This is a genomic window from Agreia sp. PsM10 (assembly GCF_030433855.1).
Lineage (GTDB): Bacteria > Actinomycetota > Actinomycetes > Actinomycetales > Microbacteriaceae > Agreia.
In genome coordinates this window covers 135557-158174 of the sequence record NZ_JARUXC010000008.1, presented here as the reverse complement: position 1 = coordinate 158174, position 22618 = coordinate 135557, and the positions used below count along the sequence as shown (strand labels likewise).

General features: G+C 68.7%; 19 protein-coding genes. 5 read left to right on the top strand and 14 right to left on the bottom strand.

Translation table 11 applies throughout. From position 1 onward, the window contains the following. Positions 1-151: 151 nt before the first annotated feature. The 10 genes from yicI to QCD70_RS12100 form a co-directional block, all read right to left on the bottom strand. Positions 152-2419, bottom strand: coding sequence for an alpha-xylosidase (gene yicI / locus QCD70_RS12145; protein ID WP_301216559.1), 2268 nt, complete (start codon positions 2417-2419; stop codon positions 152-154). Between the two features lie 18 nt (positions 2420-2437). Beyond that, a complete protein-coding gene (locus QCD70_RS12140) occupies positions 2438-3346 on the bottom strand; it encodes a carbohydrate ABC transporter permease (protein WP_301216557.1) in 909 nt (302 codons plus the stop codon). Beyond that, complete coding sequence (locus QCD70_RS12135) at positions 3346-4311, bottom strand: carbohydrate ABC transporter permease (RefSeq protein WP_301216556.1); 966 nt, start codon at positions 4309-4311, stop codon at positions 3346-3348. Before QCD70_RS12135 ends, QCD70_RS12140 begins: the two co-directional genes overlap by 1 nt. Positions 4312-4424: 113 nt before the next feature. Then, positions 4425-5720: an ABC transporter substrate-binding protein gene (locus QCD70_RS12130; RefSeq protein WP_441004939.1), complete on the bottom strand. Its 1296-nt coding sequence runs from the start codon at positions 5718-5720 to the stop codon at positions 4425-4427. Between the two features lie 128 nt (positions 5721-5848). After that, positions 5849-6874, bottom strand: a complete 1026-nt coding sequence (locus QCD70_RS12125) for a LacI family DNA-binding transcriptional regulator (RefSeq protein ID WP_301216553.1) — start codon at positions 6872-6874, stop codon at positions 5849-5851. Between the two features lie 144 nt (positions 6875-7018). Next, on the bottom strand, positions 7019-7798 hold the full coding sequence (locus tag QCD70_RS12120; protein WP_301216551.1) for an ABC transporter ATP-binding protein: 780 nt from the start codon (positions 7796-7798) through the stop codon (positions 7019-7021). Beyond that, entirely contained in the window at positions 7795-8634 is an 840-nt protein-coding gene (locus QCD70_RS12115) for an ABC transporter ATP-binding protein (RefSeq protein ID WP_301216549.1), read from the bottom strand. The genes QCD70_RS12120 and QCD70_RS12115 overlap by 4 nt, the downstream gene beginning before the upstream one ends. Then, positions 8631-9539 carry an ABC transporter permease gene (locus tag QCD70_RS12110; RefSeq protein ID WP_082500783.1) on the bottom strand — a complete coding sequence of 303 codons (909 nt, stop codon included), beginning with the start codon at positions 9537-9539 and terminating at the stop codon, positions 8631-8633. Before QCD70_RS12110 ends, QCD70_RS12115 begins: the two co-directional genes overlap by 4 nt. Then, complete coding sequence (locus QCD70_RS12105; RefSeq protein ID WP_301216544.1) at positions 9536-10591, bottom strand: ABC transporter permease; 1056 nt, start codon at positions 10589-10591, stop codon at positions 9536-9538. The genes QCD70_RS12110 and QCD70_RS12105 overlap by 4 nt, the downstream gene beginning before the upstream one ends. A gap of 10 nt (positions 10592-10601) precedes the next feature. Then, positions 10602-12176 carry an ABC transporter substrate-binding protein gene (locus QCD70_RS12100; RefSeq protein WP_301216542.1) on the bottom strand — a complete coding sequence of 525 codons (1575 nt, stop codon included), beginning with the start codon at positions 12174-12176 and terminating at the stop codon, positions 10602-10604. Positions 12177-12414: 238 nt separating this feature from the next. Between QCD70_RS12100 and QCD70_RS12095 the strand changes: the two genes are divergently transcribed. Further along, positions 12415-12999, top strand: a complete 585-nt coding sequence (locus tag QCD70_RS12095; protein WP_301216540.1) for an Lrp/AsnC family transcriptional regulator — start codon at positions 12415-12417, stop codon at positions 12997-12999. On the opposite strand, the gene QCD70_RS12090 is transcribed toward QCD70_RS12095, so the two are convergent. Beyond that, positions 12971-13357 carry a hypothetical protein gene (locus tag QCD70_RS12090; RefSeq protein ID WP_301216538.1) on the bottom strand — a complete coding sequence of 129 codons (387 nt, stop codon included), beginning with the start codon at positions 13355-13357 and terminating at the stop codon, positions 12971-12973. The genes QCD70_RS12095 and QCD70_RS12090 overlap by 29 nt on opposite strands. 183 nt (positions 13358-13540) lie before the next feature. On the opposite strand from QCD70_RS12090, the gene QCD70_RS12085 reads away from it, so the two are divergent. The 3 genes from QCD70_RS12085 (at position 13541) to QCD70_RS12075 (ending at position 15817) form a co-directional block, all read left to right on the top strand. Beyond that, the gene (locus QCD70_RS12085; RefSeq protein ID WP_301216536.1) at positions 13541-14983 is read left to right on the top strand and encodes an aminopeptidase P family protein; all 1443 of its coding nucleotides are present in this window, start codon (positions 13541-13543) and stop codon (positions 14981-14983) included. 136 nt (positions 14984-15119) lie between these two features. Next, a complete protein-coding gene (locus QCD70_RS12080; RefSeq protein WP_301216534.1) occupies positions 15120-15497 on the top strand; it encodes a TraR/DksA family transcriptional regulator in 378 nt (125 codons plus the stop codon). A gap of 113 nt (positions 15498-15610) precedes the next feature. Next, positions 15611-15817 carry a hypothetical protein gene (locus QCD70_RS12075; RefSeq protein WP_301216532.1) on the top strand — a complete coding sequence of 69 codons (207 nt, stop codon included), beginning with the start codon at positions 15611-15613 and terminating at the stop codon, positions 15815-15817. 75 nt (positions 15818-15892) lie between these two features. Here the strand turns inward: QCD70_RS12075 and QCD70_RS12070 are convergent, their stop codons facing one another. Beyond that, the gene (locus QCD70_RS12070; protein WP_301216530.1) at positions 15893-16783 is read right to left on the bottom strand and encodes a LysR substrate-binding domain-containing protein; all 891 of its coding nucleotides are present in this window, start codon (positions 16781-16783) and stop codon (positions 15893-15895) included. A 90-nt stretch (positions 16784-16873) separates the two neighbouring features. Here QCD70_RS12070 and QCD70_RS12065 point away from each other — a divergent pair, with 90 nt between their 5' ends. Continuing rightward, on the top strand, positions 16874-20350 hold the full coding sequence (locus QCD70_RS12065; protein ID WP_301216528.1) for a bifunctional proline dehydrogenase/L-glutamate gamma-semialdehyde dehydrogenase: 3477 nt from the start codon (positions 16874-16876) through the stop codon (positions 20348-20350). Positions 20351-20440: 90 nt separating this feature from the next. Here the strand turns inward: QCD70_RS12065 and QCD70_RS12060 are convergent, their stop codons facing one another. Both QCD70_RS12060 and QCD70_RS12055 read right to left on the bottom strand, forming a co-directional pair. Then, positions 20441-21760, bottom strand: a complete 1320-nt coding sequence (locus tag QCD70_RS12060; RefSeq protein WP_301216526.1) for a M18 family aminopeptidase — start codon at positions 21758-21760, stop codon at positions 20441-20443. A gap of 53 nt (positions 21761-21813) precedes the next feature. Continuing rightward, positions 21814-22575, bottom strand: coding sequence for a FadR/GntR family transcriptional regulator (locus tag QCD70_RS12055; RefSeq protein WP_301216524.1), 762 nt, complete (start codon positions 22573-22575; stop codon positions 21814-21816). Between the last annotated feature and the right edge of the window lie 43 nt (positions 22576-22618).

The following is a 22618-nucleotide window of genomic DNA, read 5'->3' as shown; positions in this document are numbered from 1 at the left end:
CGCCAGGGGGCCGGCGGGGGTGCCGAGGCCGGTTAGAGCCTTTGAGGGGGGGGCGCCCCCCCGGGGGGGGGGGGCCCCCCCCCGCGGGGGGCCCCCCGCGCCGGGGCGGGCCCCCCCCGCCGGGCCCCCCCAACACCCGCGTTCGCGCGCGTCAGACGACGGTGGTCGTGACGACCACTCCCGAATCGGATGCAACGGTGGCCGTGCCGCCCGAACGCGTCACCGTGAACGTGGCGTCGCGGCCATCCGGAGCAGTCACCGTGAGCGACCTCTCGCCGTCCGACCCCGGGTACACCCGCAGCTCGAGGCCGTCGAGGTAGTCGTAGTCGGGTCGATCGGTTCGCGCGCCGACCGGAAGCACGGCCCCCTCGCGGACGTACAGCGGCAGCGACAGGAAGCCGTGCTGCTCGGTGCGCCAGCCACCGCCGGCGACGACCTCGCCCGTGAAGAAGTTCGTCCACTGCCCGGCGGGCAGGTAGAACTCGACCTCGCCCGACTCGGAGAACACCGGCGCCACCAGCAGGTCACGCCCCAGCATGTACTGCGTGTCCAGGTGCGCGGCTCCACGGTCGTCGGGGAACTCGAGGGCCATCGGCCGCAGCATCGGGGTACCCCGCCGAGTGGCCTCGAGGCCTGCGGCATAGAGGTACGGCATCAACGAGAGCTTGAGCGTCGTGAAGAAACGGGTGACCTCGACGGCCTCGTCGTCGAATGCCCACGGCACGCGGTGCGAGTTCGAGCCGTGGAAACGGCTGTGGCTCGACAGCAGGCCGAAGACGGTCCAGCGCTTGAAGACCCCCGCGTCGGGGGTGCCCTCGAATCCGCCGATGTCGTGGCTCCAGAAGCCGAAGCCGCTGAACGCCAGCGAGAGCCCGCCGCGCAGCGTCTCGGCCATCGACTCGTAGGTCGACGTGGAGTCCCCGCCCCAGTGCACGGGGAGGCTCTGCCCGCCGACCGTCGCCGACCGTGCGAACAGCACGGCGTCTCCGACGCCGCGCTCCTCCTCGAGCACCTCGAACACGGCCTTGTTGTAGAGCTGCGCGTAGTAGTTGTGCATGCGCTCCGGACTCGAACCGTCGAAATAGTCGACCTCCAGCGGGATGCGCTCGCCGAAGTCGGTCTTGAAGGCATCGACCCCCTGGCGTTGCAGCACGCGCAGCTTCTCCTTGAACCACTCGGTCGCGCCGGGGTTGGTGAAGTCGACGAGCCCCATGCCCGCCTGCCACAGATCCCACTGCCACACCGAGCCGTCGGGGCGCTTCACGAGGAAGCCCGCCTCTTTCGCCTCGGCGAACAGGGGAGAGCGCTGGGCGATGTACGGGTTGATCCACACGCAGATGCGCAGGTCCTTGTCGTGCAGGCGAGCCAGCATGCCTTCGGGATCGGGGAACACCCGCGGGTCCCACTCGAAGTCGCACCAGTTGAACTCGCGCATCCAGAAGCAGTCGAAGTGGAAGACGCTCACGGGCAGTTCGCGCGCGGCCATCTCGTCGATGAACGACGAGACCGTCTCCTCGTCGTACGAGGTGGTGAACGACGTCGACAGCCAGAGGCCGAACGACCATGCCGGCACGTGGGCGGGTCGGCCGGTCAGGGCGGTGTACCGCTCGAGGATCTCTGCGGGCGTCTCGCCGTGGATCACGAAGTACTCGAGGCCCTCCCCGGCGACCGAGAACTGCACGCGCTCGACCGACTCCGATCCGACCTCGAACGACACGTGTCCGGGGTGGTTCACCAGCACGCCGTAGCCCCGATTGGTGAGGTAGAACGGCACGTTCTTGTAGGCCTGCTCGCTGGAGGTGCCCCCGTCGGCGTTCCACACGTCGACGGTCTGCCCGTTCTTCACGAGGGGGCCGAAGCGCTCTCCAAGCCCGTAGACCAGTTCGCCGACGCCCAGCGACAGCTGCTGGAGCGTGTAGTTCGGGGCGAACGCCCGGGCCGTGCCGCCACGCGCGTTGCCGACCGGGGCGCCGTCGAGCTGCGCATCCGGTCGCACCTGCATGTGCGCGGTCGACTTCGGGCCCGCCGTCGTGAGCACCCGCCCGCCCGCAGAGAAGCTGAGCCCGTAGGGCGCGCCTTTCTGCACCGTCACGCTCAGATCACCCGAGGTGAGCACGCCCCGCTCCTCGGAGATCTCGACGACACCGTGCCCGTCCTCCGCCCCGACGAGGTCGAAGCCCAGCTCGTCGCGACCGCCGGAGAAATGCGAGACCTTCACGCCGATGATGTTCGGCAGCGGCGACGACAACGACACGCTGAGCACAGGGCGGTTCAGCACGTCGCCCCGCTTCTCGATGACCATCGTCGGAGCGGTCACGACGATGCCGTTGTCGCCCTCCGGCCAGATGTCGTACGCCTCCTGCGCGTAGAGGGGGGTGACGCCGGGGCGCAGCTGCCAGAAACCGTCGGTGAACTTCATGGATTTCCTTACTCGGTATTACTTGGTCGAACCGGCGGTGATTCCGCGGGTCAACGTGCGTTGGAAGATGAGGAAGAAGATGAGGGTCGGGATGAGACCGAGCAGGGCCGACGCACTCGTGGTCGTCACATCCATCAGCCTGTCGCCCTGCAGGGCCGTGATCGCGACCGGAACCGTCTGGTTCGCGTTCGACACCAGGAAGGTGAGAGGGATGAGGAACTCGTTCCAGGTCCAGATGAAGAAGAAGATCAGCAGCACCGAGAGCGTCGGACGGCTGATGGGCACGACGACGCGTCGGAGGATCTGCCAGCGGTTGGCGCCGTCGAGCGAGGCCGCCTCGATGATCTCCTTCGGGAAGGTCCCGAAGACCGCCGAGAGCAGATAGGTGCCGAACGCGCTCTGCACGACGGTGAAGATGATGATGACGCTCCACACGTTGTCGTAGAGGCCGACCTGCTTGAACATGAAGTACAGCGGGTAGAGCATCGCCTCCTGCGGCAGGGTGTTGGCGATCATGAAGAGCACGAGAACCCAGACACGCCCCTTCACCCGGCCGATGCCGATGGCGTAGGCGTTGAAGACCGAGACGATCACGGCGAATACGGCCACGGTTCCGCTGATGAAGAAGCTGTTCCAGAGCTTCTCGGGAAAGTTGACCCGCTGCCAGAAGCTCGCGATTCCGTCGAGATAGATGTTCGTCGGAAGGCTGAGCGGCCCGCCGTTGGCGTAGTCGGATGGCGACTTGAACGAGTTCACCAGGATGATGAGGAACGGCACCGCGACCAGCACGGCGACCACGATCACGGCGATCAGCAGTATCCAGTCGCCGACGGTGCGGCGCGGCTTCTGCTTGTGCGGCTTGAGCCTCTTCTCGGGCTGCGGGGTCGAGGCGCCGGGTGCGCTGCGCGGAGTCAGTGTGGCGGTCATCAGCGTTCGTTCTCCAAACGTTCTGCGCGGTTCTGGGCGAGGATGAAGACGATCGTGATCGCGACGACGACGACGGTCAGCGCGGTGGCGATCGTGGCTCCGTAGCCCACCTGCTGGCTCTGGAAGAACTCGCTGTACGAGTAGTAGCTGGGCACGATCGTGGAGTTGCCCGGGCCGCCGCGGGTGAGCGCGTAGATCGGGCCGAACACTTTGAGGGCCGCGATCGTGGCGGTGAGCACGACCACGTAGATCTCGGGGCGGATGATGCTGACGGTGATCGACGTGAAGCGCTGGAACCAGTTGGCGCCGTCGAGCTCGGCGGCCTCGTAGAGTTCCGGGTCGACGCGCTGGAGCGCGGCCATGAAGATCACGACCGGGTAGCCGATCTGCACCCAGACCATCACGACCATCACGCTGGCGAGGGCCGTATCGGGACTGCCCAGCCAGTTGTGCTGCAGGGAGCCCAGGCCGATCGCATCCAGCACGGTGTTGAGCGCCCCGTTCTCGGGCCGCAGGATCCAGCCGATGACGATCGCGGCGATGGCCACGGGCAGAATCTGCGGCAGGTAGTAGGTGGCGCGCAGGAAGCTGGCGAGCCTGCCGCCGAACTTCTTGCCGACGAGGTCGAAGAGCAGGGCGGCCAGCACCAGTCCGAGCAGGGTGGGCACGACGACCATCGCGACGATCATGGCCACGCTGTTCTGGAACGAGACCCAGAACTTGTCGTCGCCCATCAGCTTGATCCAGTTGTCGAGACCGATCCACTCCGGCGGGCGGATGCCGCGGTAGGAGGTGAAGCTGAGGTAGATGTTCCAGATGAGCGGAACGAGGATGATGATCGTGAACAGAACGAGGCCGGGGATCAGGTAGAGCCAGAATCCTCTTTTGCGCACTCCGGGGAGCAGGCTCATCTCCGGTGCTCGGCGACTCCGTGCGATGACGGAGGCGGGTGGCAGCGTTGCCATGGGGTGTCCCTTTCGTGCGGTCTGAGGGAGTGAAGCGAGGAGTGGGCCCCCGACGGGCTCAGGGAACGGGTTCGTTCCCTGAGCCCGTCGAAGGGCTCGGAGAGGAAGGCGGATTACTCGCCCGTGATGTCGGCCACGCCGGACTCGTACTCGTCGCCGAGGGTGGTGTTCATCTCTTCCGGGGTGGTCGAACCGTTGAGCAGCTCCTGCGTCGCCGCCACGATCTGGTCGTAGAACGTCGAGGTGGGCCAGTCGGGGTAGAACGCCAGTCCGTCGCGCTCCGTGAGCGTGTTGAAGTTGGCGATCAGCTCCTGGCTCTTCGGGTCGGTGATGTCCGCGGTATCCGCCGCGACCGGCACGCCACCGTTGTTGCCGATGAGAGCCTGGATCTCCGGACGCATGGTGATGTCGATGAACTTGTACGCCAGATCCTTATTGGCGGCGTTCTCGGGAACCACCCACAGGTTTCCGCTCGAGCCGGGAGCCATCTCCGATCCGGGGAAGAGGAACGTTCCCCAGTCGAAGCCGGTGGCCTCGTTGATGACGCGTCCGTACCACCACGAGCCCGACACCATGATCGGGTACTGGCCCGACATGAACGAGACGCCCATGTCCTCTGCCTTTATGCCCGTGACGTCCTTCGAGATGTAGCCCTTGTCGACGTACTCGGCGAGCTTCTCGCTGGCGTAGCTGAGCTCGGGGCCCTGCCAGTCGACCGGGTTCTTGTAGAGCTGATAGTCGTCGACGAAGTCCCGGTCGCCCTTGGAGAGAGCGAGCTGGTACCAGAGCTGCCCGATGGGGTACTCGGCGCCCGCCTCGGCCAGCGGCGTCACGCCGTTGTCGACGAACGTCTGCAGGGCGGCCTCGAACTCGTCGTAGGTCGTGGGCACGGCGATGCCGTACTTCGCGAACATGTCCTTGTTGTAGTAGACCTCGACGAACTCGCCGTAGTTCGGGATCCCGTACCAGGAGCCCGAGCCCATGACGCCCTTGTCGTCGTAGCGCGCGGTGGTCTGCAGTGACGGGGCGAGCTTGTCGGCCCACCCGTACTCCTCGACCGCATCGTCGATCGGGGTGAGGAGCCCCTGGCTGGCCAGCAGACCGGCCGTCGCGTTCCCCTTGTTGTACTCGAGGATGTCGGGCGCCTCGTTCGAGTTGAGCACCTGGCTGGCGGTCGAACGGATCTGCTCGAAGCTCTTCGCCTCGAACTCAACCTTCGCGCCGGTCTCCTTCTCGAACGTCTTGATGGCCTCGTCCCACGCGATGCCCATCGCGCTGTCCTCGCCCTCGAAGTGCCAGAGCTTCAGTGTGTTGGCGTCTTCTTCGGATGCTCCGGCCGAGCAGCCCGAGAGCAGGGCTCCCGCGGCGATCACGGTCGTGAGAACGGTGAGTGTGCGTTTCATTTTCATGTGTCTACCTCCTTGTAGGAATGAGTTGCCGGCCGTACCGGCGGTGGTGCTGTGGGGTATCGAACGGGCGTCCCGACAATCGTCGAAGCGCTTCGATAATGCGCGCAGAACTCCTTTCGGGTCGAGTGTCAGGCCGGGTGGGCGGCGGGCTTCGGGGCGGCGATGGAGCCGCGGTCGAGGTAGGTCGGGGCGATGAGCGTGACCTGCGGGTGGCCCAGCGAATCGACCAGGGCCAACGCGTTCTCGACGGCCGAGTGGCACATCTCGTCCAGAGGAAGAGGGATGGCGCTCAGGGGCGTCTCGAGCTCGTCGGCGGCGTAGCTCGCGCATGCCGCGAGCACCGAGAGGTCGTCGGGAATCGAGAGGCCCAGCTGAGCGATGCGGCGCAGAGCCCCCTCGACGATCGGTTCGTTGCAGTGGAAGACCAGGGCGGTCATCTCGGGAAGCTGTTCGCGCAGCCGGTCGTAGGCCTGCTGCCCTCCCGTGCGCCCGATCTCGGGCCACTGCGTCGCCGTGCGCACGCCGCGCGCCCGGCACTCCTCGTCGAAGCCGTGGGTGAACCGGCGGATGAAGTTGGTGTCGCGGTCGACGTAGCTGTGCGGATGCCCGATCACCCCGATCGCCGTGTGCCCGGCGTCGGCGAGCATGGCCACCGCATCACGCCCTGCACGGTCGAAGTCGAGGTCGATGCACGACATGTCGTCGACGCCCGGGGGCACTCCGATGAATGCCGAGGGAAGACCGAGACGCCGCACCAGGGGGACGCGCTCGTCGACCGTGGCGACGCCCATGATGACCACACCGTCGATCAACGACCGCGAGGCGGCGCGGCGGATGCCGGAGACCTCGTCGTCGGTGGCGAGCAGCAGCACGTCGTAGTCGTGCGCCCGTGCCGCCTCGACGACGCTGGTCACGAAGCGCATGTGGGTCGGCAGGTGGCCGTCGGGGCCGAGCGGCGCGCTCAGGGCGAGGATGTTCGTGCGAGCGCCCGCAAGCATGCGGGCGCCGGCATTGGGCTCGTACTCGAGCTCGTCGATGGCCCGCATGATGCGCTGGCGCGTGGAGGCGGCGATGGAACGCTTGCCCGAGAGCGCGTACGACACCGTGGAGATCGACACGCCCGCGGCCTGTGCCACGTCGGTGATTGTCGCCATCTGAAGACTCCGGTGTCTGGGGTGGTGCGGTCTGGTTAAGCGCTTCGATGATGAACGCGCTCTCAGCAGAGTACGACGCGAAGCGCTTCGACGCAACAGGTATTGCTGACGCGCCCAACAAATCGTCTTGAGCAGCGGCGGCGGTCAGCCCGGCAGCACGCCCAGGCCGTCGACCTTCGGGATCGCCGACAGCAGCTGCTTCGTATACGGCTGCTGCGGGTTCGACCACACCTCGTTCACGTCGCCGCGCTCTACGATCCTGCCCCTGCTCATCACGGCGACGTCGTCGGCGATCACGCGAACCACCGACAGGTCATGACTGATGAACAGCAGCGACGCGCCGGTCTCGAGCGCGAGGCTGCGCATGAGGCCCGCGACCCGCGCCTGCAGAGACGCGTCGAGGGATGCGATGGGCTCGTCGCCGACGAGCAGGTCCGGCCCCGAGGCGATCGCCCTGGCGATGGCGATGCGCTGGCGCTGCCCACCCGAGAACTGGTGCGGAAAGCGCGACCGGGCCGACGCATCCAATTCGACGTGCGCGAGCAGGTCGGGAACCGTCCACGCCGTGCGATCGGGATTGACGCGCAGCCCGTCTTCGATCTGCCTGCCGATCGTGCGACGCGGGTTCAGCGAGGCGTAGGGGTTCTGAAAGACCATCTGGATGCGCAGCAGTTTTCGATCGCGGGTGCGCATTCCGAGGCGGGTCACGGGGGTGCCGTCGAACGTGATCGATCCGCTGTCGAGGCCTTCGAGGCCGCAGATCGCGCGGGCGAGCGTGGACTTGCCGCAGCCGGACTCCCCGACGAGCCCCAGCACCTGCCGGGTGCCGAGCGAGAGGCTCACGTCATCCACGGCCACCAGCCGGGGGCGACCGGCGACGCGGTAGCTGACCTTCACACCCTCGAGTTCGAGCAGCGCCGTCATGATGCATCTCCTGTCGTGGCCTGCTCGGCACCTGTCGAGCCGTCGCGCGGCAGCGCGTCGATGAGCGCCCGCGTGTAGGGGTCGCGCGGGGCCGTGATCACCTGGAAGCGGTCGCCGTGCTCCACGATCTCGCCCTCGCGCATCACGGCGATGGTGTCGGCCAGCGCGCTCATGACGCCGAGGTCGTGGGTCACGAGCAGAATCGCGAGGCCGAGGTCGTCGCACAGTTCGCGCAGCAGGCGCAGGATGCCCGCCTGCACGGTGACGTCGAGTGCGGTCGTGGGCTCATCGGCGATGAGCACGCTGGGGCTGCACATGATCGCGGACGCGATGGCCACGCGCTGCAGCTGACCACCCGAGAACTGGTGCGGGTACTTCTTCAGCGCCCCGGCCGGGTCGGGAACCTTGACCTGCTCGAGCACCACGCGGGCGCGCTCGAGGGCCTCGCGCTTCGACATGCCGGTGTGCTGGCGCAGGTGGTCGGTGAGCTGCGATCCGATCGAGAGCATGGGGTGCAGGCTCGACGTCGGATCCTGGAACACCATCGCGATGTCGTTTCCACGCAGGGTGTTGAGCTTCTTCGTCGGCAGCTCGAGCAGGTTGCGGCCGTCGAACTCGATGACGCCGCCGACGGTCGCCTGCTCGGGCTGCAGGCCAAGAACAGTCATGCCCGTCATGGTCTTTCCCGAGCCCGACTCCCCCGCGAGGCCCGTGATGCGGCCCGCGGGCACATCGAGCGAGATGCCGCGCAGGATGCGCTTGGCCTTCTCGCCGCGTCCGATCGAGAGCGTCAGGTCGCGAATGCCGAGACCGCCGGATGCCGATGGCTGGCTCACAGGGCTCGACCTTTCACGGCGTCGGCGGTGCGCGGGTCGAGTGTGTCTCGCAGCGCGTCGCCGAGGAAGTTGAAGGCCAGCACCACGGTGAGGATGGCGAGGCCGGGGAACACCGAGATCCACCACGATGAGAAGTTCTGCACGCCGTCCGAGACCATGGCTCCCCAGTCGGGAGTCGGCGGAACCGCACCGAGACCCAGGAACGACAGGCCTGCGAGCAGCAGGATGGCCGTGCCCACGTCGAGCGTGGCCAGCACGACGACCGGCGCGATGATATTCGGCAGGATGTCTTTGCCCAGCGAGACGAACGGGCTGTTGCCGAGCAGGCGGCCGGCAACCACATACTCCGAGCGCGAGGCCACGACCACGAGCGAGCGAGTCACGCGGGCGTAGGCCGGCCACGACACGATGAGCATGGCGATCACGGCGTTGGTGAGGCTCGGGCCGAGCGACGCGGCGATGACCATCGCGAGGATGATCGTGGGGAACGCGAAGACCAGGTCGGCGATGCGCATGATCACCTCGTCGGCGACCTTGCCGAAGTAGCCGGCCACCGATCCGGCGATCGTGCCGACGAGCAGCGACGACACGACCAGCAGCAGGGGCAGGATGATCGACACGCGTGCACCGTCGAGAACGCGCGCGAGCACGTCCCGACCGAGCTGGTCGGTGCCGAACCAGTGCGCTGCACTCGGCGGCTGCAGGCGTTCGAAGTCCTGGGCGAGGGGCCCGGCGGGGCTGATCATCGGCGCGAGCAGCGCGAGGAGCAGCCAGACGACGATGATCGCCGTTCCGGTCACGGCCAGCGGATTGCGCAGGGCCGCGGGGAACCGCAGCCGGCGTCGGGCGGCCACGGCCAGGACATCCGGCTGGGGCCGCGAAGCGGGCGCTGTGGTCTGGCTCATGCGGCCCTCACCCTCGGGTCGATGAAGCCGTATGCGATGTCGACGATGAAGTTCAGGCCGATGTAGACGATGCCCACGACGAGGCCGACGCCCATGATGGCGGGCAGGTCGAGCTTGGTGGCCGACGAGAAGGCGTATTCGCCGAGGCCGTGCCACGAGTAGACCTTCTCGACGAGCACGGTTCCGCTGAGCAGCGAGCCGAAGGCGATGCCGAGCACCGTGATGATGGGAATCAGGGCTCCGCGCAGCACGTACTTGAGAACCACCGTACGACCGGTGAGCCCCTTGGCCCGGGCCCCGCGCACGTAGTCGGCGTCGAGCACCTCGAGGATGGCGGAGCGCGAGAACCGCGTGAGCAGGCCGATCGTGTAGAGGGCGAGAACGGATGCCGGCAGCACCAGGTGGTAGACCGCGTCGCCGAAGGTCGCCCACTGTCCGGCGAGCAGCGAGTCGACCGTGTAGAGACCGGTGACGTGCGGGGGCGCCACGGCCGTGGGATCGAGTCGCCCCGACCCCGGGAACAGGCGCAGCTGGAAGAAGAAGATGAAGTACACGAGCAGGGCCATCCAGAACGCGGGAACGCTCAGCCCGATCAGGCTGACCACGCGGATGATCTGGTCGATGAAGGTGCGGCGGCGCAGCGCGGCCCAGAGACCGAGGCCGATTCCGATGACGGCGGAGATCAGGATGGCGCCGACCGCGAGCTCGATGGTGGCCGGGAAGGCCTTGCCCAGCTCGGTGGCGACCGAGGTGCGCGTCTGCGTCGAGGTGCCGAGGTCGCCCTGGAAGAGGTGGCCGAGGTAGGTGAAGTACTGCACCGGCAGCGGCTTGTCGAGCCCGGCGTTCTCGCGGAACTGGGCCACGATCTCGGGGTTCGCCGCCGCCTGCTCGCCGAGTGCGGCCTGCACGGGGTCGGCCGGCACCAGGTTGGTGAGGATGAAGGTGACGAGGGTGACGCCCAGCATGAGCAGGGCCGTCACCCCCAGCCGGATGGCGAGGTAGCGCGCCAGCGGGGGGATGCCCGCCGGCGCGCTGCGTCGATCCGTCTTCACGGCGTCGATGCTATTTGATTCCGGCAAGGTCGATCGTCCAGACCGGGTTCAGGCTCACGCCCGTGATGCTGGTCGACGTGACCACGTTCTGCGCGGGCTGCAGCAGGGGAACGAACGGACCGCTCGCGTTCTGTGCCTCCTGCAGAGCGGCGTACGCGCTCTGGCGCTCGTTGGTCGAGACGGCGGCCTTGGCGGCGGTGGCCAGGTCGGTCACCGTCTGGTCCGCTCCGGCGGCCCAGCCGGCGCGCAGGCCGACGAGCTCGCCCGGGGTGAACGCGAGGTAGTTCGACGGGTCGGGGAAGTCGGGGCCCCAGTACCAGAGGCCGACCGTCTCCTTGCCGTCGCGGTAGGCGTCCAGCTCGGTCGCGACCGGGGCGGGAGCCAGCACGATGTTGATGCCGACCTCCTTGAGCTGCGCCTGCACCGACTCGGCGACGCTCTGCAGCGACAGACCCTGGACCGTGATGTCGTTCGGGAAGTTGAGCGTGACATCCTCACCGGCGTAACCGGATGCGGCCAGGGCCGACTTCGCGGCGGCGGCGTCGTACTGGTTGCCGTCGGATGCGTCGATCGCGCCGACGAAGAGCGACGGGATGAATCCGCCGGGCTGTACGGAGCCCTCACCGGCGAGGTCGACGATCTTGTCGTAGTCGATTCCGGCCTTGACCGCCTTCAGGAAGTCGGGGTTGCTGGTGATCGCGGAGACCGACGGGTCCTGGTTGAGGAGCAGGAAGATCATGTAGCGCGACGGGCTCGAGAGAACCGTCACGTCGGAGCCGTCGAGCTCGGCGACCTGGTCGGGGTTCAGGTCGAGGGCGACCTGCGACTCGCCGGCCTGGATGTTGAGCTTCTGCGTCGGGCCCTGCACGTTGCGCAGAACCACGCGGTCGTAGGCGGGGGCGTCGCCCGTGTACTCGGGGTTCTTCGTGAAGACGACCTGCGAGGCCACGTCGAACGACTCGAGCATGTACGGGCCGGAGCCGGCGGACGCGCCGTTGAGGTAGGACTCGGCGCCGTCGGCGTCGGTCGCCGTTCCACCGTTCTCCTCGACGACCTTCTTGTTCACGACGCTGAGGGCCGGGTTCGGAAGGATGTAGGGCAGGGCGGGGTTCGGCTCGGCCGAGGTGAGGGTCAGCGTGGTGTCCGACGTCTTCTCGACGGTCACGCCGTCGAGCAGGAACGACGGGTTGCCCTTGATGCCCTGCACGCGCTGCAGCGAGAAGACGGCGTCGTCGACGGTCACCGGCGTTCCGTCGGAGAAGACGTGACCGTCGGCCATGGTGAGGGTGAGCACCGTGTTGTCGGCGTTCATCTCATAGCTGGCGAGACCGTCGATCGGCTTCGTCACATCGTCGCCCTCGAAGGTGAGGAGGGTCTCGTAGAGCGCCTTGGCCACGATCGAGCCCGTGGTCTCGTACTCGCGGTTCGGGTCGGCGGTCTTCAGGTCGAACGAGGAGTCGACGACGACGGACTTGCCGCCGGAGGACGCGGAGTCGCTCGAGCCTGCGCTGCAGGCTGTGATGCCGAGCGTCGCGACGACGGCGATGCCGACGATGCCGGCGACGCGGCGGAATGGTGACAACACGAGGGTGGTCTCCTATCGGGTGAGGAAGGGTGCAGGGCGGGGTCCGGTGCGATGAGCCGATGAATTCTGAACGAACCGAATGTGGAATGTTGTCTTGAAATTACTTCTCACACAGATCAAGTGTCAATCTGAGCGCATCAGATAGAGACAAAGTGATGACAACAACCGGCTTTTCGACATAACATCTCCAGACAAGAGACTCTGCAGCCGCGGAGACGGACAAAACAGGGAGTCGAACGTGGATCTTGATGAGACGCATGTGCGCATGCTGGAGATCCTGAGAGACAACGGGCGCATTTCGATCGCCACCCTCTCGGAGCAGCTCGGCATCTCGCGCTCGAACGCCTACACGCGCTACGAATCCCTGGTGCGCAACGGGGTCATCCGAGGAGTGCACGCCGACATCGACCCGGCCGCCGTGGGCCTCGCCGTGGCGGCCATGGTCTTCGTCACGGTGCGGCAGAGCCAGTGGGCCGATTTCCGCAGCCGGCTCACGACGCTCGACGAGCTCGAGTCGTTCACTGTGATGACCGGTGAGCACGACGCCATGCTGCTCGTGCGCGGATCGGGCGTCGCCGCCATCCACGACCTCGTCGCCACGCGGCTCGCCCAGTGGCCTTCGGTCAAGGCCACGGTGACCGTCTTCATCATGGACGAGATGACCTCGAACGTATCTCTGCGCATGGGCGCCGCGACGAGCGACACCCTGCAGCAATCGGGCGAGCGCTACGGAATGACGCGGTTCGTGCGCACCAGCGACGAGCGGGCCAAGAGTGCGGAGAGCGCACAGAACGCTAGGCGCGCACCTCGCGGCACACGCTGACGTGGTCGGCGCCGTCGGGGCCCACGAAGTCCTCGGTCAGCTCGAGCACGCCGTCGTCGGTGCGGGTCACGACGCTCGTCGCGGAGCCCGCGGTGGTGGTTCCGTCTGTGCCCAGGTGCACGAATGAGACGTGCAGCACGTCGCGGTCGCGGTAGCCGCTGAACCGTCCGACCGTCACCGTGTCGCCCGTGTAGTCGCCCCAGATCACACCGCGATCCTCGCGGTAGTGGAATCGAGACGGCGCCGTCGTCGACACTGCGCTGGCGGTCGACGAGACCATGTCGAAGACGGTGTCGTCGATCGATTCGTCGAAGGTGCGGGGGGCGGCGGCAGCGGAGGCGTCGGAGGGGGTGCTCATGATCGCCCACTGTTGCGGAGTGCGCCGCGGTGAGTCAATTCCCGCGCAGAAAGTCCGTGGCCGGGTGTCAGCTGCATGACATCTACGGACGAATACACTCGATCACAACCAGAGTCAGGACAGATCGTCGTCGGCGTCGTAACGAGCTTGAAACCTGTTCGGCGATCGGGCTACTTTGCAGTCATGACTACTCTTTCGCCCGCCCCGCGCGACCCCCGGATGCCTCGGCTCCCCACCTCCGACGCATTCCGCGAGTTCATGGCGGGCGGCTGGGAGCAGCCCGATCGCACCGCCCGGGTGACGCCCGGCGCAGCAGAGGCGGCGGCCGCCCACCGCCGCCTGCTCTCGCAGAGATTCCCGCGCGAGACGCTCGTCGTCGCGAGTGGGCGCAGCGCCGTGCGCTCGAACGACACCGAGTTCGGCTTCCGCCCGCACAGCGACTTCGCCTGGCTCACCGGATGCGCCGCCGAGGCGGCCGTGCTCGTGATGCGGCCCGGCAGTTTCAGCGAGGGCGCGCAGGGCCACGATGCCGTGCTCTATCTCACCGAACCGGCCTACGCCGGCGACGAGGCCTTCTACACCGACGCGCTGCGCGGCGAGCTGTGGGTCGGGGCGGCGCCCGGCCTCGACGACTGGGCGTCGGCCCTCCAGATCGACGTGCGCTCGCTCGCCACGCTTCCCGATGACCTGCTCGCGATCCACACCGCCATACTGGGCGCCGGTGCGAGCGAGCCGGCTCTGTCCGAGGCGGGCATCGATGAGCCGTCTCCGCTGCTCGAGCAGGCGCTGTCCGACCTGAAACTCGTGAAGGACGAGTGGGAGATCGCCCAGCTGCGCGCCGCCGTCGACGCCACGGTCGCGGGCTTCTCGGCCGTCGTCGCCGAGCTGCCCGCCGCACTCTCGGGCGGCGGCGAGCGCTGGCTGCAGGCCACCTTCGACAGGCACTCGCGGCAGGGCGCCAACGGCGTCGGCTACACCACCGTCATGGGGTCGGGGCCCAATGCGGCCACCCTGCACTGGTCGCGCAGCGACGGCCCGGTGAGGGAAGACCACCTCGTGCTGCTCGACGCGGGCGTCGAGGTCGACACCCTCTACACGGCGGATGTCACGCGCGTCTTCCCGGCATCCGGCACGTTCTCGCCGGCCCAGCGCCGGGTCTACGAGCTCGTCCTCGAGGCCCGCGCCGCCGCGCTCTCCGTGCTGCGTCCCGGCGGTCTCTTCTCCGACTTCCAGGAGGCTGCGCACGACGTGATCGCCCGCGGTCTGCACGGCTGGGGCATCCTGCCGGGCACGCTCGAGGAGGCGCTGAGCCCCGAGGGCCAGTACCACCGCCGCTACGCCATCTGCGGCAACGGCCACCACCTCGGACTCGATGTGCACGACTGCGCGAAGACGAGCGAGGAGCTCTACCTGCGCACTCCCCTCGTGCCCGGGATGGTGCTCACCGTCGAACCGGGCATCTATTTCCACGCCAACGACCTCACCCTTCCCGAGGAGCTGCGGGGCATCGGCGTGCGCATCGAGGACGACCTGTTGATTACGGAGTCGGGCTACGAGAACCTGTCGGGAGCCCTGCCCGTGGAGGTCGCCGACGTGGAGGCGTGGGTGCGCGCGCTGACGCGGTAGCGCCGCTCGACTCGTCGCTCGCGTCGCCGAGCGCGGGAGTTCGCGCGTGGCGCGGTGGTTTCGCCGCCGCGCTCGGCCGGAACACCCGCGCTCGCTCGCGCGGGCACGCCGCGTCGACCCCGTGCGAGCATGGACCATGCCCGAAACAGAGCTCATGGATGCCGAACTGCGGCTTCTCGAGGCGAGATTGCGCGAGCGCCGGGCCGAGATCGACGCGGAACTCGGCGGACTGGCGCAGACGCTCGTCGAGGTGCGCGAGGCCCGGGGCGCGGAGTCGGTCGACGACGAGCACGACCCGGAGGGTCCGACGCTGTCGAGCGAATGGTCGCGCATCCACGGGGTGCACGGCGAGCTCGCGGCGGCATCGGAAGCGGTGGATGCGGCCCTCGACCGCGTCGCATCGGGGAGCTACGGAGTCTGCGCGCGCTGCGGCCGACCGATCGGCTTCGCGCGTCTCGAGGCGCGGCCCGAAGCCATTCTGTGCATCGCCTGCGCCCGAGCGGCGGAGCGCTGACCTCGCCCGCCCGTTCCCTGAGCCTGTCGAAGGGAAACCCCTCGACCGAGCCCCTTCGACAAGCTCAGGGAACGAGCCGACGTATCGAGATCACCTCTGGCTAGGCTGAGGGCATGATCGCCAACGCAGGACCATCGATATTCGCCGGCCTCCTGATCTATGTGATCGGATTCGCCATCGGCGCGTTCATCCTCTATCTCGTCATCCGCGCGGCCGTCGTGTCGGCCCTCTACAAGCACCAGCGGTGGCTCGAGGAGTACCGCCCCGCCACGAACCCGGGCCCGCAGCCGCCGGTTCCGCCCGCACCGCCCGTTCCCTGAGCCTGTCGAAGGGAAACCCCTCGACTGAACCCCTTCGACGAGCTCAGGGAACGAGGCGCCTCAGGGCGGGGCGCGTCACGCGGCGACCTCTTCGAGCACCTCGCGGAACGCCAGGGTCGCCGGGTGGTGCGCCCCGCTGTCGCGCACCGAGGTGAAGATCGAGCGGCGCGCATCCCCCGGCAGATCGATGAGACGGCAGCTGGTCTCGCGCCCCGCCCACACCAGTTCGGGCATCAGCGCCACCGCGTTGCCCGACTCGATCAGACGGATCTGCGCCTGAAGGTCGGCGGTCTCGTAGCGCACATCGGGCTCGAAGCCGGCGATGCGGCACTGCTGCAGCGCCCAGTGCCGGGACGCGGCGCCCGCGGGCTCCATCACCCAGGGAAGATCCCGCGCATCCTGGATCGTCGCGACGGCGTGGATCTGCCGCGACGTCGGCGGAACGGCCAGCGACACGGCATCGCTGGTGAGCCACTTCTTGTCGAGCTCCGGATGCCGCGGCGCCGCGTGGGCCGGGTACTCCTCGGCGACCACCATGTCGAAGTCGCGGGCCCAGGTCTCGTAGAGCGCGGTCTCGGGCTCGCGCTGCACCATCTCGACCCGCACCTCGGGATAGCGGGAGCGCATGAGGCTCAGCGCATCCGGCATCAGCGCCAGGGCCGCCGACTGGAACACGGCGACGCGCACCGTGCCGGTGACGGCGGTCAGCGACGCGGCGAGCGTGGCCTCGGCGCGCTCGAGGATCTCGAGCATCGACGCCGTCTGCGTCACGAGGATCTCGGCCTGCGGGGTGAGCTGCACGCGACGGCCGACCTTGCGCAGCAGCTCGACGCCCGTCTCCTTCTCGAGCAGGGCGAGCTGCTGCGACACCGAAGACGGGCTGAAGTTCATGGCCGCTGCCACCTCCGCGAGGGTGCCGCGAATCTTGAGTTCGCGCAGGATGCGCAGGCGCCGGGCATCGAGCACGGGCGGGCCCTCTTTTCGTTAGCTGAGCTGATGGTTATTGGTTATGAACGGTCACTTTATCTAATGTGAGCCGCATCCCATACTGAACCCATGACCGACATCGCCGCACACCCGGAAGCCGACTCCACCACGCCCGCGTCCGCGCCGGCCGAACGCGCAGATCTTCCCACCTCCGAGGCGGTCACCGCGCTCGTTCGCCGCTGGCTCACCGAGGCCGCCGCCATCCCGGCCGACGCCTCGGCGCAGCGCCTCGCCGGCGTGCTGAAGGACCCGAAGGGCCTCGACTTCACGGTCGGCTTCGTCGACGGCGTGGTGCGTCCCGAAGACCTGGGCGTCGCCGCCCGCAACCTGCGCGCCCTGGCCCCTGACGTGCCCGCGTTCCTGCCGTGGTACCTGAAGAGCGCCGTTCGCCTAGGAGGCCTGGCCGCTCCCGTCGCCCCGGCCATCGCCATCCCCATTGCCCGTCGAGTGCTTCGCAACATGGTCGGTCACCTCATCATCGACGCCACCGACGCCAGGCTCGGCTCGGCCATCGCCAAGCTGCGCACCCACGCCGACGGCACGAAGCTCAACGTCAACCTGCTGGGCGAGGCCGTGCTCGGCGAGGGCGAGGCCGCCCGCCGCCTCGAGGGAACCCACCGCCTGCTCGCGCGCGACGACGTGGACTACGTGTCGATCAAGGTCTCCTCCACCGTCGCCCCGCACTCCGCCTGGGCCTTCGACGAGGCCGTCGCCCACATCGTCGAGCGCCTCACCCCGCTCTTCGAGCGCGCGGCCGCGAGCACTCCGGCCAAGTTCATCAACCTCGACATGGAGGAGTACAAGGACCTCGACCTCACCATGGCGGTGTTCATGCGCATCCTCGACGACCCGCGTTTTCACGAGCTCGAGGCCGGGATCGTGCTGCAGGCCTACCTGCCCGACGCCCTCTCCGCGATGATCCGCCTGCAGGACTGGGCATCCGCTCGCCGTGCCGCGGGCGGGGCCGGGGTGAAGGTGCGCATCGTCAAGGGCGCGAACCTCCCCATGGAGGAGGTCGAGGCGAGCCTGCACGGCTGGCCGCTCGCGACGTGGTCGTCGAAAAAGCAGAGCGACACCAACTACAAGCGCGTCGTGAACTACGCGCTGCACCGCGACCGCATCGACAACGTGCGCATCGGCGTGGCCGGCCACAACCTCTTCGACATCGCGTTCGCGTGGCTGCTCGCCCAGAAGCGGGGCGTGACCGCCGGGCTCGAGTTCGAGATGCTGCTCGGCATGGCGCAGGGCCAGGCCGAGGCGGTGCGCCGCGAGGTCGGATCGCTCCTGCTCTACACGCCCGTGGTGCACCCGCAGGAGTTCGACGTGGCGATCGCCTACCTCATCCGCCGCCTCGAAGAGGGCGCCAGCCAGCAGAACTTCATGTCGGCCGTGTTCGAGCTCAGCGAGAACGAGGCGCTGTTCAACCGCGAGCGCGAGCGCTTCGAGGCCTCGCTCGCCGAGCTCGACGGCGCCGTTCCGCAGCCGAACCGCACCCAGAACCGCACCGCTGCCGACGCCCCGGCAACGCGCACCGGCTTCGACAACACTCCAGACACCGACCCCGCCCTGCCGCAGAACCGCGCGTGGGGCCTCGAGATCCTGCGCCGCGTTCCGTCGTCGCTGCTCGGTGACGACACCATCGCCGCGTCGATCGTGCACGACGACAGCGAACTGGATGCCGTCATCCAGACCGCGGCCACGGCCGGTTCCGCATGGGGTCGGCTCTCTGGCGCCGAGCGCGCCGAGGTGCTGCACCGGGCCGGCGACGAGCTCGCCCTCTCGCGCGCCGACCTCATGGAGGTCATGGCCAGTGAGACCGGCAAGACCCTCGACCAGTCGGACCCCGAGGTGTCGGAGGCCATCGACTTCGCCCACTTCTACGCCGAGCGCGCCCGCGAGCTCGACGCCATCGACGGCGCCGACTTCGTGCCGGCCGCGCTGACGGTGGTCGCTCCCCCGTGGAACTTCCCGGTGGCCATCCCGGCCGGCTCCACCCTCGCGGCCCTCGCCGCGGGAAGCGCCGTGGTCATCAAGCCCGCGCGCCAGGCCCGCCGCTCCGGCGCGGTGATGGTCGAGGCGCTGTGGAGGGTGGGAGTCCCCCGCGAGGCGCTGCGCCTCGTGCAGCTCGCCGACCAGGCGCTCGGCCGCACGCTCATCGCCCACGACGCCGTCGACCGCGTGATCCTCACCGGCGGATACGAGACGGCCGAGCTGTTCCGCTCGTTCCGCCCCGACCTGCCCCTGCTCGCCGAGACCAGCGGCAAGAACGCCATCATCGTGACCCCGTCGGCCGACCTCGACCTCGCCGTCAAAGACGTGGTCGCCTCGGCGTTCGGCCACGCGGGGCAGAAGTGCTCCGCCGCGTCGCTCGTGATCCTGGTCGGCTCGGTCGCGACCTCGCGCCGTTTCCGCACCCAGCTGGTGGATGCGGTGTCGTCGCTCACGGTCGGCTACCCGGCCGACCCCAGCACGCAGATGGGCCCGATCATCGAGAAGGCGAAGGGCAAGCTGCTCTCGGGCCTCACGACCCTCGGCGAGGGCGAGACGTGGCTGGTCGAGCCTGAGCGCCTCGACGACAGCGGCGCCCTGTGGAGCCCGGGAGTTCGCGCCGGTGTGCGCCGAGGATCCGAGTACCACCTCACCGAGTACTTCGGACCGATCCTCGGCATCATGACCGCGGCGACCCTCGAAGAGGCCATCGAGATCCAGAACGAGATCGACTACGGCCTGACCGCGGGACTGCACTCGCTGAACTCGACCGAACTGGGCGTGTGGCTGTCGCGCATCCAGGCCGGCAATCTCTACGTGAACCGCGGAACGACCGGTGCGATCGTGCGCCGGCAGCCCTTCGGCGGCTGGAAGAAGTCGGTCGTCGGCCCCGGCTCGAAGGCCGGCGGGCCGAACTACCTGCTCGGCCTCGGGTCGTGGCAGACGGCCGTGAGCCAGGCCGACGCCCCGGTGGCGAACGCGTCGGTTCGGCGCCTGATCGACGCGGCGGCGACCGAGCTCGGAGCCGACGAGTTCGGCAGCCTGCGTCGAGCCGTCGCGAGCGATGCCGCCGCGTGGGCGTCGGAGTTCGGCACGGCGCGCGACGTGTCCGGCCTGAGCGCCGAGCGCAACGTGTTCCGCTACGTTCCGCGCCCGGTGACGATCCGCTTCGGCAGCCAGGCCCGCGATGCGCACGTCGTCCGCGTGCTCGCCGCCGCGTTCGTCTCGGGCGCGCCGATCGAGGTGTCGGCCGCTGTGGCGCTGCCGTCGGAGCTGCGCGCCGCCGTCTCGGAGTGCGGCCTGTCGATGCGCATCGAGAGCGACGAGGCGTGGCTGGCCCGCGCGAACACGATGTCGGATGCGACGATCCGGCTCGTCGGCGCATCGGCCGGCGAACTGGCGATCGCCACGGGCGGCCGCCCCGACCTGGCCGTGTACGCCGGCGACGTCACGGAGTCGGGCCGCATCGAGCTGCTGCCGTTCCTGCACGAGCAGGCCGTGTCGATCACGGCCCACCGCTTCGGCACGCCGAACCACCTGAGCGACGGTCTGATCTAGCGCCCCGTTCCCTGAGCTCGTCGAAGGGAGCTTGTCGAAGGGAGCCCCTTCGACAGGCTCAGGGAACGACAGGCTCAGGGAACGGCAGGCCTACGCCCCCGCGAAGAACGCCCCCACCGCGGCCGACAGCGCCACCGGGTCGTTCACGTGGCACAGCTCGCGGGCCGAGTGCATCGACAGCAGCGGAACCCCCACGTCGACCGTGCGGATCCCGAGCCTCGTCGCCGTCAGCGGGCCGATCGTCGATCCGCACGGAACCGCGTTGTTCGAGACGAACTCCTGGTAGCTCACGCCCGCCCGCTCACAGGCGCGCGCCCACAGGGCCGCACCGAGCGCATCCGTCGCGTAGCGCTGGTTCGCGTTGATCTTGAGCAGCGGCCCGCCGCCCGCGATGGGCGTGTTCACGGGGTCGTGCCGCTCGGGGTAGTTCGGGTGGATGGCGTGGCCGGCGTCGGCCGACAGGCACCAGGATGCGGCATACGCGCGCAGGCGGTCGGTCTGGGTCGCGCCGAGCCCGGCCCCGATGCGCGTGAGCACGTCGTCGAGCAGGGGGCCGGATGCGCCGGAGCGCGACTCGCTGCCGAGCTCCTCGTGGTCGAAGGCGGCGAGCACGCTGATGTGCTTGGCACCGCCGCCGGCCGTCTCGTCGGCCGCGGCCGCGGCCGCGATCAGCGCGACCAGTCCGGCGTAGACCGACGAGAGGTTGTCCATGCGCCCCGCAGCGAAGAGCTCGCCGTCTTTGCCGAAGCGGGCCGGCGCCTGGGTGTCGGCGGTCAGAAGGTCGTACCCCGCGACATCCCACGCGGGCACGCCGCCGAGATGCGCGAGGTGAGCGAGCAGGTCGCCCGCGTGGCCCACGCCGAAGACGGGGGTCAGATGACGCTGCTTGTCGAGCACGAGCCCGGAGTTCACCTCGCGGTCGAGGTGGATGGCGAGCTGGGGGATGCGCAGGTAGGGGCCGGTGCGCACGAGGTGCTCACGCCCGTCGCGGGTGATGAGCCGGCCGGCGAGCTCGAGCTCGCGGTCGAGCCACGAGTTGAGCAGCGGGCCACCGTAGACCTCGACGCCGGCCTGAAGCCATCCGCGGTTCGAGATCGTGGGCTTCGGCTTGAGCTTGAACGCGGGCGAGTCGGTGTGCGACCCGAGCACCCGGAACGGCGTGGTCGAGGATGCCCCGCTCGGCTGGATCCACGCGATGATGGCTCCGTCGCGGATCACGTAGCGCCGCTCGGGTCCGTCCTGCACACCCGCGTCGTCTCGCACGCTCCAGTCGCGCTCCTCGTCGAGTCGCGAGAATCCGGCCTCGTCGAGCCGCCGGGCGGCTTCGGCCACCGCGTGATACGAGCTCGGCGACGCCAGGATGAAACGGGCGAAGTCGTCGATGTAGGCGTCGGTCGTCGTGGAATCCATGACTCAATCCAACCACTCGCCACCGCGCCGACCACACAGCGAGTGTCGGCGACTCAGTGGGTCGCGAGCGAGCGGGCCAGAGCGGCTTCGATGAGTTCGAGGTCGATGTGCACGTGCTGCGAGGCGATGCGGCTCGCATCGTCGGCGCGGCCTTCGACGATGGCGCCGACCAGCTCCTCGTGATCGCCCAGGGCGCGCAGCTCCATCTCGCGCATACCCTCGGGCGACCCCCACAGGTGAGCCGGGGCCGAGATGCTGATGCGCGATTCGAGGTCGAGCAGCAGCGACTGCAGGGTCGCATTGTGGGTGGATCGGCCGATGGCCAGGTGCAGCTGCTCGTCGGCCTTCTGCGACGCCAGGCCCGACTCGGCCGACCGGTATCCGGCGAGGCATTGCTCGAGCCGCACGATGTCGTCGTCGGTGCGCCTCGTAGCGGCGGCCGCGGCGATCGTGCCATGCAGCCATCCGACGGCGTCGAGCGTGTCTCGCAGGTCGTCGAGCCTGGCCGTCAGGGTGCGCTGCACCGGCGCATCCGACTCGGGCCCCCACTGCTCGCGCACGAACGAGCCTCCCCCGCGGCCTCGCTGGGTCTCGAGCAGCCCTTTCTCGACCAGCACGGCGAGGGCCTGCCGCACCGCCATGCGGCCCACCTTCAACGACGCGGCCAGGGCGCGTTCGGGCGGAAGCTTCGACCCGGGCAGATACTCGCCGACGGCGATCGCGGTGATGAGTCGATCGGTGATCTCGTCGGACCGCGACGAGCTCACGATCGGGGTCGCGAGCGGGGAGGCGAGCGGAGTCCGTTCCTCGGTCATCGGATGCTCCGTTCCACGAGTCGTCGGCGGGCCGAATGTAACG